This is a genomic window from Demequina sp. B12 (genome assembly GCF_028823635.1).
Lineage (GTDB): Bacteria > Actinomycetota > Actinomycetes > Actinomycetales > Demequinaceae > Demequina.
In genome coordinates, this window is sequence record NZ_JAPEHU010000003.1 from 205515 (window position 1) to 218775 (window position 13261).

The window sequence follows — 13261 nt, forward strand, 5'->3', positions numbered from 1 at the left end:
GCTGCCCGTGCGGTTCTACTGAGCGCCATGCCGTTCTTCCGCAAGCTCACCGGTGATATCCGGGTCAAAGCTGTTGGCACCAGTGTAGCGGGAGCCCACTGGGACCTCCGTCAGGAACAAGAAGGACCTGTCCCCCGTTGTCCCGGCAGAAGGCAGACCCGGCCGCGATGCACGAATCGCGCAAGGCGCGCTCGGGTGTTAACCATGGAGTAACGAGGACCGACGCCCGGGAAGGAGCCACGCTTGAACGACGTGCCGCACACGCTGGAACTCGACATGCGGCCCTACCTAGAAAGCGACGCCACGCGCACGATGGAGATCATCGCGCGCGACGATGCCGCGCTCGACGAGCACGATCACGGTGACCATGGCGCGTACGCCGAACCCCACGCCACCACCATGTCGATCCCAGTCGTGGGGGCTTCCTCGGCCGTGGTGCTCGACGACCCCGAACCCGGCCAATGGTCCGAAGCTTCCCTGGTCATCAGTTCAGGCCGTGCAAAGTGGGGGCTCTTCACACTCGCAGCGGGCGCGTTCGCCATGGGCGTGAACGAGGCCACCATCGTCGCTCTCAGCACCGATATCTCGTCCGGCCTGGGCATACCTGTCGCTCAAGTGGGTCTGCTCGCGACGGCGTTCTCCCTCACCGTGGTCCTCACCGCTATCCCCCTCACCTTCCTCACCAAACGATGGAGCAGGCGACTCTCCCTCACCGCAGCAATGACGGTATGGAGCATCGGCCTCCTCATTGCCGCGACTTCCTCATCGATGGGACAACTCGCTGCAGGCCGCGTCACCTCAGGACTCGCGCACGCCCTGTTCTGGGCACTGGTCGCGCCTACGGCAGCAAGCCTCTTTGCACCGCACCTCCGCCCCAAAACCGTGACCGGGGTAATGCTGGGCGCAGCCGCCGCGGGTGTCATCGGCACACCGCTGGTCACCGCCTCCGGAACGGCGCTGGGATGGCAGATACCGTTCGCGGCGCTCGCCATCCTGGGCTTCTCGCTCGCGATAGCTTTGGGGCTCGTCCTGCCCTCGACCACCACACCCGGCGGGGCAACCTCCCACACCGTGGGAGACCTTCCCTCCCGGCAAGACTTCTTCCGCGTCCTGGCCGTGACGTTCCTAGTCTCGATGGGTATGGCCGCGACGTGGACGTACATCGTTCCGTTCTTCACTGAGGTAGCCGGCCTACGCGATCAGATCCTGCCGCTCATCTTCGCCTTCGGGGGCCTGCTGGCTGTCGCAGCAACCATGGCAGTCGGGACCTTCCTGATCCGCCATGCCGTACGTACGGTCGCGGTGGGTACCGCCATGGTTGCCGTCGCCTGGCTCATCTTGTGGATCGGCCAGCCATGGTCAGCGATCGTGGCCCAGGGCTTGCAGGCCGCCGGCTGGGCGGTCCTCATCGCGGCCCTCCTGAACTGGGCCATGCGCCACACACCATTCCGCACTGAACTCGCCGGCGGGATGTACACCACCACCGCCAACGCGGGCGCAGCAACCGGCCCCATTGTGGGTGCCGTGATCGTGAGCGGCTGGGGCACACAGGCACTGCCGCTCGTGTCATTCGTGATCTTCTCGCTCGCCATCCTGGTCACCGTGACCGTGGATCGCCGCACACGCGCCTTGCTCAACGTGCCACGTCAGGTGCGCGAAGCCCAGACTCGCTTGGCCCGTCTCCAGCAACGCCGTTCAGCATGGGAGCAACGGGAAAAGGAACTCGGGATCCGCCGTCGTAAGCGTGGCCTGAAGGCCAAACAGCGTGCGGCAGTGTCACGCACCAGCAAAGATAAGCGAGGTCCCGGCGACGGCCTGCAATCCATGCACAGCATCGGCTACGGGCCATCAAGTTCGAACCGCTAGCGAACCCGACGCGGATGGATCAGGTGGCGGAATGCGAGTCCGTCGAGCGGCGTGCCGCAGTGGGCGACACGGCAACGTTCACTGAGTACGAGGTGCTTTCGGGGCCTCGCTCCCGTGACTCGTACTTGGCGAGGACCTGCGACAACTCTGCGCGCATATCCTCGCGTTCTTGGTCAGTGAGCCACATCGACGCATGCCTGAAGGTGAACTTCCCCTGACGCCACGAGTTGTTCTCACTTGTGCCCACATAACGAGACGTAGTGGCGACTATCTGGTCCGCGAACGCCTGGATGGCGGCCATGAACTCCTCGGGCTGCCCGGAAGTGAACTCTTCGTGCGACATCAGCGCACTGCCTTGAATCGCTCGGTAGGTGCGTTCAATCGCACCGCCGCGGCGTTCCTCGCTCACGATTTCAAGGATTCCCGCGTTCTTCAGCTCCCCCACCGCGCGGTACAACGACGCCTGCGGGACATCGGGCAGCACCTCGCTGAGTTCCTTGGTCGTCAAGGCCTCAGAGAACAGCGCGAGCACGATGCGCATGCGCACGGGATGCATCAGCAGGTGGGCACGGGCCTGACTCATGCGGCCAGTCTAGGGTGCGAACACCCAAGTATCCGGCCAAATCGCCCAGCGCCACGCCGCGTTAACGCGATCATTCCCTACCGGCGGACAGTCTTAGTGGCGCCGCCTTGTTCACGGGGACGAATCACCATGAGGTCCATCGACACATGATGGGGCCTTGACAGTGCGTAGAACGCTGCATCGGCAATGTCCTGCGCGGTCAGCGGCTCGATGCCTTGGTACACGGCGTCGGCTTTACTCTGATCGCCATCGAAGCGGTGCAAGGAGAACTCCTCGGTATGCACCATCCCCGGCGCGATCTCCATGACTCGCACTCCCGTCCCGGTAAGTTCGAGCCGCAACGTGCGGGTCATCGCCGCTTCCGCATGCTTAGCCGCGACATACCCTGCTCCGTACTCGTAGGGCTCGTGTCCAGCGGTAGACGTCAGGTTGATGACATCGCCACGGCCCGAGTCAATGAGGTGTGGCAACAACGCCTGGGTCACCCGTACGGTACCGACCACGTTGAGCGCATACTGCGACAGCCAGTCGTCCGGACTGGACTGCGCGATCGTGACCCACCCCACAGCTCCACCCGCATTGTTGACGAGTGCGTGCACCGGTCCGGTGACGGCCTGAGCAAGCCGGGCCACATCGGCGGCAGAGGTAATGTCCGCCACGATCACTGCGCAACCGGTCTCGGCCTGCAGGGCAGCGAGCCGCTCCTGGCGCCGAGCAACCGCCGTCACTCGCCACCCTTCAGCGGTCAACCGCCGCACGGCCGCCGCTCCGATGCCGGAGGATGCGCCTGTCACCACTGCATGCAACTCGCTCATGGCGCCAGGGTACGCCGACGTCGAGGAGTCACACGCGCCACTCGTGACACCGGCCGCACAAACCGATGCTGCTAAAGGCGACCCACTCCAGGGAGAAACCGGCCCGTGCGCGAGGCATAGTCGCGATAACCCTCATACGCCTGCAGAAGGAACCGCTCTTCCATCCGTGACTTCACCATGAAGAACACCGTGAGCGCCGCAACGGCGGTGTACGACGTCCACGCTCCGGAGGACACCGCAACGCCCAAGCAGATCACGACGAGCGCCGAGTACATGGGGTGGCGCGCCCACCGGTAGGCGCCGTCGACGACCAGGCCTTCGCCATTGGGGGCGGGCAGCGGCGTCAGGGATCGCCCCAAGAGGCGCCCGGTCCACAACACCCCCAGGGAACCCGCCACGATCAGCGCGAGTCCGCCCCACAGGGACGACGGCCAGGAACCTCCAGGGACGGGTGCGATTGCGGTGACCGCAACAGCGAGGAACAGCAGCCCTTGCAGCCCTACCATCAGCCACTCCCTCAGGTGGCGAGGAGAGTCACTCATGGAGCGCCACCCGGGCTGGCCTTCGTCGCGGCTTTCGCTGCAGCCTCTGAAACGGGAGGCTGCTGCGTCTCAATCCAGTCGTCAATGCGCTCCCACCAGTCGTACAGCCACTCTTCACGCGCGGCACGGCCGTGGGGAATGTCCTCGGGCAGTGTGGTCCAGCCGCGCAGGGTGATTTTCTTGTCCACGGGTAGTTCGCGCCACACATCTCGCACGGTCGAGAGCTTCTCCAAACCGGTATGCGCCACCATCATCACGGCTGCATCTGGTCTGGCGTTCATCGCAGCCAACACTCCCCCGGCGTGCGGGGGCATCACGTGCGGCATGGCCTCGGCGCGGTCCGCGAGTGCGTTGTGGCCACTGGACCGGAGGGCCGCGATCCGCTTGGAGCGACGCTTGGGTGTTGCATTGGCGCCTTCGGGAAAGATCAGCAGGGCATCCTCGGGATCCATGCCCTCGGCGAGTTTGCCGACCGACAGTGCACCGCTGGGCGCACCCTTCTTGCGTGCCGAGCGTGGTGCGACAAACCGGGTGGGGACTCGGTTCAGCAGCACATCGACAGCGGGGTCCCACTGCAAGGTGTCTTTCAACACGATGGCGGGTTCGCGTTTGAAACGCGTGATCAGCGACTCCACGATGATGAACGAGTCACCCGGACCTGCGTGACGTGACACCACAATCAGCGGGCGGCCCACCGCGACCTCATCGACGTTGAAGTCAGAGATGTCGATCTCCAGGCGGAGGATCCACTTGGCAGCACGGAACAGCGACCTCAGCATCACCCCAGCGAGTTTGTAGTGTTCCCGCTGGAACCGCGGGGACCTCACCTTCCACCCAAAGCCCGAGGCGACCCACAGGCCGAACATCCACACCAGCGCCATGGCGTCCCACAACAGGTACAGGCCCACCATGAAGATGACGCGGAACAACCGTAAACGCCCGGGGAATGCCCACGCCACGACGCCCGCGACGAGGATTCCCCACCACACGCTCGACGGCAGCCAGACGAGGGCGAGCAGCACCACGAAAGGCGCGATGAGGCACCGGCGCACCCATACCGGCGGCAAACGCCAGGCAACACGGCGCTTCCTCGTTGCCGTCATTGCAGCCCCGCTCACCGAGCGTCTCCCTCAAGCGAGGAGTTGCCTACTGGATCGTGGAGCCCGTGGTCATCCGCCTGAGCTTGCGAGGCTGCGTCGGCGTGCCCAGGGAGATGGTCAGCCAGGTATGCCGCGGTGGCTTCGTAGGCTGTTTCCATACGCTTGGTGACGGTATCGAGGTTCTTGAACGCGGTGAGCTTCTCGTCGCCTTCCTGTGATCCCCCGGAGGGCAACACGTGCACGGTGACTCCGGCAGGGACATCGGCCATATCGCGTGCGAAGCGATGCCGGCGGGAGATCTCGAAAGCCACTTTGGCGACGTCGGAAGGCTTCTCCGGCGCGCTCAGCGGCTCCTCAATGCGCCCCACTTGCAGGACGTAGATTTCGGTGGCGCCACGCCGGATGGCTTCACCGAGCGGGATCGAGTTGACCACGCCGCCATCGATGTAATGCTCACCGTCGATCAAGGTGGGAGGCAGCGCCGCGGGGACCGATGCCGAGGCCAGGATTGCGTCCGCCATGGGACCTTCGTCAAACCACGTCTCCGCGGCACGTTCAATGCTCGCGGCACATACGGCAAACGGCACTGCGGTGTCAGCGAAGGTTCGGCCCTCGCCTACAAGATCGACGATCATTGTGCGTAGCGGCGCGGGGTTGTTGAGGTGGGTGCGTGACTTTGCGAGCCGGCGCAACTGGCGTGGCCACCATTCTCCGTAGATCTCCCCTGCAATCGGAGAGTTCCAGGCCCGCTCCAAGGTGGCGATGACGCTCGGCGACGGGTTCATCGCGACCGCGGCACCGTTGAGAGCGCCGATGCTGGTCCCCACAATGAGGTCTGGCGTCACGTGTGCGTCGAACAGGGCTCGCAGCATGCCCACTTCGACGGCCCCACGCACACCACCGCCGCCTAGGACGTATCCCACAGTCATACTTCCAGGCTAGCGGGCCGGGGTGACGGACCTCAGGACTCCATGCCGAACCCAACCGCACTGCCACTGACGACGAACACTGGGCATGATCACCCTCGCCATCGTCGGTTTTGTCTCCGGCGTCATCACAGCCATCAGTCCATGCGTGCTGCCTGTGTTGCCTGCCATCCTCACCAGCTCAATCCAGGACGGCGCACGGTCGAGGCGCCGTCCCCTCGTGGTGGTGGCAGGCCTGGTCACGAGTTTTGCGTTCTTCACGTTGTTGGGCGGGTTGTTGTTGAGCGCTCTGGGGCTACCTGACGACTTCTTGCGCTGGACAGGCATTGTGGTGCTGGCGGTCGTGGGCTTGGGTTTGGCTGTACCGCCGTTGGGCGAGTTGCTGCAGCGGCCGTTTGAGCGCATCCGTCCTGTGAAGATGGATCGCAGCGGCAATGGGTTTGTCATGGGGTTGGCGCTGGGGCTGGTGTTTGTGCCGTGCGCTGGCCCCATCCTGGCGTCGATCACCGTGTTGGCGGCGACCAACGGGTTCAGTTGGGGACTTGTGGCCCTCACGTTGGCGTTCTCTGTGGGGATCGCTGTGCCGTTGCTAGCGTTCGGGCTTGCCGGTCAGGCCATGGGCTCACGGATTGGTTTTGTGCGAGAACGGCTGCGTGCGATTCGGATCGGCTCTGGTGTGGTCCTCATGCTGACGGCGCTCGTGATCGCTACGAATGTCGCTGAGCCACTCCAGCGCTGGGTTCCTGGCGTGCTCGCCGATGCCCAGAAGTCCATCGAGGACAACGACTCCGTCCGGGATGAACTCGATGACTTGACTGGCCGTGAGGAGCAGTCCGCCGCCGAGGGCGCCATGACGTTCGATGAGTGCGAGGTGCAAGACCCCGGCTCCCTCCTCAACTGTGGCCCGGCCCGCGATCTGGTGGGCATCCAGGAATGGTTGAACACGCCGGACGGCGAGGCACTAGATCTGGAGACCCTGGATGGCCCTGTGTTGATCGACTTCTGGACGTACTCGTGCATCAACTGCCAACGCACCTTCCCCTACCTGACCGCTTGGGACGAGCGCTACCGGGATGAAGGACTCACCATCATTGGTGTGCACTCCCCCGAGTTTGCGTTCGAAAGGGACGTGGACAATGTTGCCGATGCCGCACAGCGCTACGGAATCGAGTATCCGATCGCGATCGACAACGACTTCGAGACGTGGAGGGAATGGGATCAGCGGTTCTGGCCCGCGCACTATTTGATCGATTCCGATGGCACGGTGGTGCAGGTTCACTATGGAGAAGGCGCGTACGAGCAGACTGAGAGGCTCATCCAGGAGTTGCTGGGGGATGACGCTAGTGACGTGGTTCAGGCCGATGCTGGGAACCACACGGCAGGCCGCACACCGGAAACCTACGTGGGATACGGCAGGCTTCAGTACGCCGAGAACGCCGACCAAGTCGTTGAGGACAGCCCTGCTTTTTACAGCTTCGATGGCCTGCCGGCGACGGACATGTTTGCCTACACCGGCGAGTGGACCCTCACCGATGAGTACGCGCTTGCTGGAGACGATGCGGCGTTGACTTTGCATTACTACGCGGCGGACGTCCACCTGGTGATGGCGGGCATGGGTGAGGTCACAGTGACCCGGCGTTCACAGCCGGACAGTCCCACGACAGTCCAGGTAGACGGCATCGCGGACCTTTATGACCTGGTGCTCGGGGATCCCGCTGACGATGTACTGAGCCTCGATTTCACGCCGGGTATCGAGGTGTATGCGTTTACGTTCGGGTAAAGGGCTTGGCCAAGATTTTGCTTGCTAGCGGATGCGAAACCGGACAAAAAGGGCGTGAATGGTAGAGGCGCGTCACCGTGGCACGCCAGTACTTCAGTCCCCGGGAGGTCTCCGTCATGGAACTTCGCAAGGCCATTGCAGTACCCGCCACGCTGCTGTTCGCGGGCGCACTTCTCGCCGCGTGCGGCGACTCTACGTCCGACTCCGATGACGGATCGACGATGGACACTGACATGGAGTCCACCATGGAATCCACGATGGATTCCGAGGGCTAGCCGCCCCACGTTTTTCCCCTCCAGGTCAGGGGCGGGCCCATCCGGGTTCGCCCCTGACGCCTGTCTACGGACCCATCCACCCGGGCTCGGGCACCGAATACGTGGTGCCGGACCGCCCCGGGCCCGGTGACATTTGAGGAGGAAGCATGAACACGTCCCGCACTATCGCGACACGCGTGGTCGCCATTCCGGCTGTCATCTTGCTGTCCGGAACGTTGCTGGCGGCCTGTGGTGACTCCACGGAACCAGAGGACTCCATGAGCGACGACACCATGATGGAAGAAAGCATGGAGCCCAGCGAAGACGCGACCATGGGCCACGACGACTCGATGGAGGATGACTCTATGGAGGACGACAGCATGGAAGATGACTCCATGGAAGACGATTCGATGGAGAAGGAAGACGACGCGTAGTTCGCGCGTTGGCATGAGTGTGATGAGTAGCGAGGACGGGACGGGCACGGCACCGCATCTGCGGGCCGTGTCGTCGTCGATGGTGCCGGCCTCCCACGATCACACCGACTCCGCTGCGGCACTCGCCGCACTTGTGGAACGCACTGCCCGCGGCGACGAGGAAGCCTTTAGTGCCTTGCACGACCTCGTCGCCGGGGCCGTGTTCGGACTCGCATTGCGCATTGTTCGTGACCGTGATCTGGCCCGCGACGTGGCCCAAGAAGCGCTCGTCGAAGTGTGGAGGCAAGCCGCACGCTTTGACACCAAGAGCGGCACGGCGCGGTCCTGGATCCTCACTATCACCCACCGGCGTGCAGTTGACCGAGTGCGTTCCGAGCAAGCCCATACGGACCGTCTCTACGCTCACGGCGTGGCAACGCCTGTAGACCACGGCGATCAAGACGAGGTCATTGACCGCATGCACGGTGAATGGCAAGCCGCACGTGTGAGATCCGGGCTCACCGCCTTGACCGAGCGTCAGCGCGAAGCACTCGAACTGACGTACTTCAAAGGTTTCACGCACCGTGAAGCGGCCGCCGCGCTCGACATTCCGCTGGGAACTGCAAAAGCTCGCATCCGCGACGGGCTCATCAAACTCAGAGACGCATTGGGGGTGGACCAGTGACCACCGAACGCCACGGCACGCAGGACGCAAACCTGCATTCGCTCGTTGCCGCATACGCTATCGACGCCGTCGACGAGACGGAACGGCGCAACTTCGAGCTCCACCTCGACGACTGCGGCGACTGCCGCTCCGAGTTGCTGTCCCTCGCCAGCGCTGTGGAAGAGCTCGGCGCAGCGCAAACAGCGGCCATCCCCAAGGGTTTGAAAGCCGATGTCATGGCTGAGGTGGCACGCACAGCCCAACTCCCGCCCGTTGTTCCCGCCACGGCGAGTACCCACGCTGGCCCCACCCCAGCATCGGCCCCTACTCGTGATTGGGCCGCCGCCAGCGGTGACACCCCCGACGAACTCGCTAGCCGACGTCACGGCCGTGCGCACCGGGCCCGACGTACGTGGTTTGCCGCAGCCGGTGCAGCCGCGGCCGCTGTGGTCGTTGCCGTGGTGGGCGTGACGTGGGCCGACGCACGCGCGCAGCATGCGGCCGATCTGGCGCTCGAGAAGGACGTCATGATGGTGACCTCCGCACCCGACGCCACATCCATGGACCTTGAGCTCGGGGCCGGGCATGTGGTCACGAGCGCACGCATGGAGTCCCTGGCCGTGATGGGTGCCAATGCGCCCATGCCGGAAGACGGAATGGCCTACCAAGTGTGGCTCGTGATGGCAGACGGAACCAAGGTTGCCGGACCCACCTTTGTGCCACACGACGACGGCGAGTACATGGCAGTAGCCGAAGGTGTCATGACCGACGTCGCAGCCGTCGCTGTCACTGTGGAACCCCCCAGCGGCTCTGACGCCCCCACCTCCGAACCGGTGTGCGTCACAGAAATGCCTGGCAAAACTGCCACTTGAGGCGAGAGAGTCGGCCCGCCATTGCGGGGCGCTCCTTTCAGGGTGAAACTGAAGGCATGGCGGAGATACTTCTGTTCCATCATGCGCACGGCCTCACTGACGGGCTCTGCAGCATGGCTGATCGCCTGCGCGGAGACGGTCACACCGTGCACACACCGGACACCTATTCAGGGCGCGTGTTCACCAACCTTGACGAAGGCATCGGCTTTGCCGAAACCATCGGCCGCGATGCCGTCGCCCACGTCGCGATGAGGTCTGCGCGCAAGTTCCACGACGCGGACGTCACCATTGGGTTCTCCATGGGCTCCATGCAAGCCCAACTGGTCGCACAACATGTGCGCCGCGTGCGCGGGTGCGTGCTCATGGGTGGAGCAACCCCACCGGAGCGGCTCGGCTCCGAGTGGCGCCCTCATGTCCCATTGCAAGTCCATGTGGCAGACCCCGACGACTGGTGCACCACCGAAGAGGTCGACGCCCTCCATCGCTCCGCCCCCGGCGCAGAGGTCTACCGCTATCCCGGGCGTTCCCACATGTTCGTGGACCCCTCGCTGCCCGACTACGACGCAGACTCCGCAGACATCTTCGAAGAACGCCTCCTGGGCTGGCTGGCACAACTCGACGCGGGGCGCGCTGCGCCGCAACGCGCAAGCGTGTAGGGAGCCGATGCTGGGCACGGGAGCCGTGTTGGGGCGTCTTGTTTGTCCACAGATGCGCGGTTCCGCTTTCGCTTGAGCTCGTGCATGGGTAGCGTGCCAAGGCATGGGGGAACCTCACATGCCACGAACTCTTGTTGCTTCTGTGCACCGTGCCGCTCGTACTAGCGCGAGTGCCGTTGCTGTCTTTTCGCTACTGGCGTTGACCGCGTGTACCGGGGGCGGTGGCGCGACTGTCACACCTACGCCTGATGAGTCGCCAGTCGCTGCTGTCACGGAAACGCCCAGTGCCTCACCCACGCCCACCGCGCTCACCGAGGAAGACGTGCTCGCAGCGTTGCCTGAACAGGCACTCACCGAGGACTATCCCGGCGCAAACGCGTTCGCGGGCTACTTTCTTGAGAACTTTCAAGACCTCGCCCGGGAGGACCCCGAACTTTTCGTAGCTCTTGTCGACAAGTCCTGCAAGTTCTGCGCCAACATCCTCGCCGCACATGACGAAGCCCGCCGAAGCGGCACCACCATCACTGGCGGCGATGTCGAGCTGATGAGCCCTTACGGGGGCGGCGGATTGCAGACTGATGGCACTTACGGCATCGAGTTCGACATCAGGACTCTACCTATCACCGAAACATCGAGCACCGGCGAGGTGACCGCATCATCAGACGGAGGCGAAGGGTCCGCTGCGGTGATCCTCGCCTTCGATGAGCGATGGCGGGTGCTCGAGGTGGGCTCGACCCGCGATGACTCATGAAGACGTGGGTAGCGGCGGTACCTTTTGCACTTCTGGTCGTGGACCTCGGACCTTTCGGTGGCATGCACCTGAGCCGCAACGACAACGAACCCGATTCAAGAGCCGACTTCTTCGCAGCAACGGGCGGCAGTGAAGTCACAGTCGAGATCTCAGGCGACGTGGGTGCCATCGATCCGGTTTCGTTCGAAACCAACGGACTCCAGCCACGATTTGTGCGTGCTCCGATGTGTTTGGGCTGGTTTGCAGAGACGGAGGATCCGTTGTTGAACTCGCCGCCAAGCTTCTATGGTTCGGTCCCGTCGTGTCCTGGCTCGGAGGTTCCTGCCCCCACAACCTTGTGTGCTGAAGGTGAGGCTGTTCAGGAGCCATTGTGGAGATCGGATCCTGTCTCGGACACCTCGTACGGCCCGTGGGCCATCGTCACTACGTACACCTGTGCGACGGATCCGTTGCATGCGGCAGCGATCAATGCGTGGCAGTCCATGACCATCACCCCACCGGGTTACACGTGGTGGCCCGGGGACGGATGGACCACCACCAGTTGGGGTTTGTTCCCCACCGTGGACGACACACCCCAAACAGTGACCGTGAACCTCGCGGGAACCGATGTGATGCTTCGTGCCACCCCCACACGCTGGGTATGGACCCAAACAGACGGCACCACCCACCCCATGACTAGTGCCGACTCCACCAACGCAGACACCCCACCGGTAGCGTTCGCACGCGGCCCAGAACGACGCACCCAACTGACTCTCACCACCACGTGGGAGGGGCACTACAGCCTTAACAACGCCACCACCTGGATTCAAGCCCCAGGCACTGCCACCACCACCAACGCGCCACAAAGCCTGCACATCTACAACCCCAAACCACGCCTGGTGGACTGCGACCTCAACGGCCACTGCAACTCAGGACAACCCGCCCCCACCACACCAGTGCCCACCATCACCGACCCCGACGCAGACGGCACCGACAACCACACCATCCCCGACAACCAAATCGAGGACTACCTGCAAGAGCGCTCCAAATAGCGACATCAACCTAGAGCCAGCACCAACATCGGCCCCAAACCCCGCCATGTTTCTACGGCCAGGGGATTATGGGAGGAGAGGCTCGGTCACATCGGCAATCGCCGCGTCAAGGACTTCCACCAACTGTTCGGGATGGACGGTCAACGCGACACCGTGGTCCCCACCACCAATCGAGACAGGACCTTCACGGGACACAATCAGCGCATCTGCAATGACGGGCCACGGCATCCCAGCGGGGCTTGGAAGTGAACCGAAAGGTGTGATGGTTCCGCGTTCATATCCGGTGACGTCGCGGGCCACATCCTTGTCCGGCATGGACAACCGGCTCAACCCCAGGTGCTCACGCAACTTGGGCCAACTGATCTGCCGGTCGCCGGGTACCAGCACAAACAGGTAGTCGTCCTCGCCGCGGCGCACCACCAACGTCTTGAGGATCTGGCGCGGGTCAAGACCGCGCGCCTGAGCTGCCTCCTCCAAAGACCGCACCGGTCCGTGCCGTGTCACAAAATAGTCGATGCCCGCGTCAGCGATCGCGCGCAACGCGGGAGTGTCCAGCACCTCAGTCATGCTGAGAGAACGGGCGGGCGGCCGTGGAGATTCCCGAGTGCGAGTCAGGGCCCAGGCCGGGTCACTGGCCGGTGCGAACCGCCGTGCCGTCAGGAGTCGTGATCGACGCTGGATCCGTGCGAGCGTTGTCGAGATCCAGACCTGTTGCCGGCGCCACTGACTCTCCGTACCAGTTGCCAAATGACGTTGCAGCAGACCCCAGCCAGTTCGCCGTGACCGCGAAGTACAGGACGGTCGCGAGCACCACCAGCATGATCACACGAACAGCCCACTCAAAAACGACCACGCCAGCGCTCGCGTGATGCGCTGACGGACTTTCACTGTGGGCAAGGACGTGATGGGCCACATGCGGCTCGACGGCAGGGTCGAGCGCGGGCCGGAGAGCGGGCGCACTCACGTGTCCACGAGCCGAGCCAGGCACCACCTCACGAGAGGCACGTC

The 13261-nt window shown here is 63.8% G+C and carries 16 protein-coding genes; 9 read left to right on the forward strand and 7 right to left on the reverse strand.

What is annotated here, in order from left to right; all coding sequences use genetic code 11:
* The first annotated feature begins 252 nt into the window (after window positions 1–252).
* A complete protein-coding gene (locus ON058_RS08470; RefSeq protein ID WP_274668789.1) occupies window positions 253–1866 on the forward strand; it encodes an MFS transporter in 1614 nt (537 codons plus the stop codon).
* Window positions 1867–1885: 19 nt separating this feature from the next.
* Here ON058_RS08470 and ON058_RS08475 read toward each other — a convergent pair whose 3' ends face one another.
* From ON058_RS08475 to ON058_RS08495, 5 genes are all read right to left on the reverse strand, one after another.
* A complete protein-coding gene (locus ON058_RS08475) occupies window positions 1886–2449 on the reverse strand; it encodes a helix-turn-helix domain-containing protein (protein ID WP_274668615.1) in 564 nt (187 codons plus the stop codon).
* Window positions 2450–2526: 77 nt separating this feature from the next.
* Window positions 2527–3264 carry an SDR family oxidoreductase gene (locus tag ON058_RS08480; protein ID WP_274668616.1) on the reverse strand — a complete coding sequence of 246 codons (738 nt, stop codon included), beginning with the start codon at window positions 3262–3264 and terminating at the stop codon, window positions 2527–2529.
* 71 nt (window positions 3265–3335) lie between these two features.
* Window positions 3336–3806, reverse strand: coding sequence for an isoprenylcysteine carboxylmethyltransferase family protein (locus ON058_RS08485; protein WP_274668617.1), 471 nt, complete (start codon window positions 3804–3806; stop codon window positions 3336–3338).
* Window positions 3803–4924 (reverse strand): 1-acyl-sn-glycerol-3-phosphate acyltransferase, encoded by a 1122-nt coding sequence (locus ON058_RS08490; protein ID WP_274668618.1) that lies wholly within the window; start codon window positions 4922–4924, stop codon window positions 3803–3805. The genes ON058_RS08485 and ON058_RS08490 overlap by 4 nt, the downstream gene beginning before the upstream one ends.
* The gene (locus ON058_RS08495; RefSeq protein WP_274668619.1) at window positions 4921–5835 is read right to left on the reverse strand and encodes a patatin-like phospholipase family protein; all 915 of its coding nucleotides are present in this window, start codon (window positions 5833–5835) and stop codon (window positions 4921–4923) included. Before ON058_RS08495 ends, ON058_RS08490 begins: the two co-directional genes overlap by 4 nt.
* Before the next feature lie 85 nt (window positions 5836–5920).
* Between ON058_RS08495 and ON058_RS08500 the strand changes: the two genes are divergently transcribed.
* From ON058_RS08500 to ON058_RS08535, 8 genes are all read left to right on the forward strand, one after another.
* Window positions 5921–7612, forward strand: a complete 1692-nt coding sequence (locus ON058_RS08500; protein WP_274668620.1) for a cytochrome c biogenesis protein CcdA — start codon at window positions 5921–5923, stop codon at window positions 7610–7612.
* 116 nt (window positions 7613–7728) lie between these two features.
* Complete coding sequence (locus ON058_RS08505; RefSeq protein WP_274668621.1) at window positions 7729–7887, forward strand: hypothetical protein; 159 nt, start codon at window positions 7729–7731, stop codon at window positions 7885–7887.
* A gap of 146 nt (window positions 7888–8033) precedes the next feature.
* Window positions 8034–8300 (forward strand): hypothetical protein, encoded by a 267-nt coding sequence (locus ON058_RS08510; protein ID WP_274668622.1) that lies wholly within the window; start codon window positions 8034–8036, stop codon window positions 8298–8300.
* A gap of 22 nt (window positions 8301–8322) precedes the next feature.
* Window positions 8323–8964 (forward strand): sigma-70 family RNA polymerase sigma factor, encoded by a 642-nt coding sequence (locus ON058_RS08515; protein ID WP_274668623.1) that lies wholly within the window; start codon window positions 8323–8325, stop codon window positions 8962–8964.
* A complete protein-coding gene (locus tag ON058_RS08520; protein ID WP_274668624.1) occupies window positions 8961–9815 on the forward strand; it encodes an anti-sigma factor in 855 nt (284 codons plus the stop codon). The genes ON058_RS08515 and ON058_RS08520 overlap by 4 nt, the downstream gene beginning before the upstream one ends.
* Before the next feature lie 56 nt (window positions 9816–9871).
* Window positions 9872–10471, forward strand: a complete 600-nt coding sequence (locus ON058_RS08525) for a dienelactone hydrolase family protein (RefSeq protein WP_274668625.1) — start codon at window positions 9872–9874, stop codon at window positions 10469–10471.
* Window positions 10472–10589: 118 nt separating this feature from the next.
* Window positions 10590–11222, forward strand: coding sequence for a hypothetical protein (locus tag ON058_RS08530; RefSeq protein WP_274668626.1), 633 nt, complete (start codon window positions 10590–10592; stop codon window positions 11220–11222).
* 38 nt (window positions 11223–11260) lie between these two features.
* Window positions 11261–12253: a hypothetical protein gene (locus tag ON058_RS08535; RefSeq protein ID WP_274668627.1), complete on the forward strand. Its 993-nt coding sequence runs from the start codon at window positions 11261–11263 to the stop codon at window positions 12251–12253.
* A 66-nt stretch (window positions 12254–12319) separates the two neighbouring features.
* On the opposite strand, the gene ON058_RS08540 is transcribed toward ON058_RS08535, so the two are convergent.
* Together ON058_RS08540 and ON058_RS08545 are read right to left on the reverse strand one after the other, a co-directional pair.
* Window positions 12320–12820, reverse strand: coding sequence for an aminoacyl-tRNA deacylase (locus ON058_RS08540; RefSeq protein ID WP_274668628.1), 501 nt, complete (start codon window positions 12818–12820; stop codon window positions 12320–12322).
* A gap of 61 nt (window positions 12821–12881) precedes the next feature.
* Window positions 12882–13217: a hypothetical protein gene (locus tag ON058_RS08545; protein WP_274668629.1), complete on the reverse strand. Its 336-nt coding sequence runs from the start codon at window positions 13215–13217 to the stop codon at window positions 12882–12884.
* Between the last annotated feature and the right edge of the window lie 44 nt (window positions 13218–13261).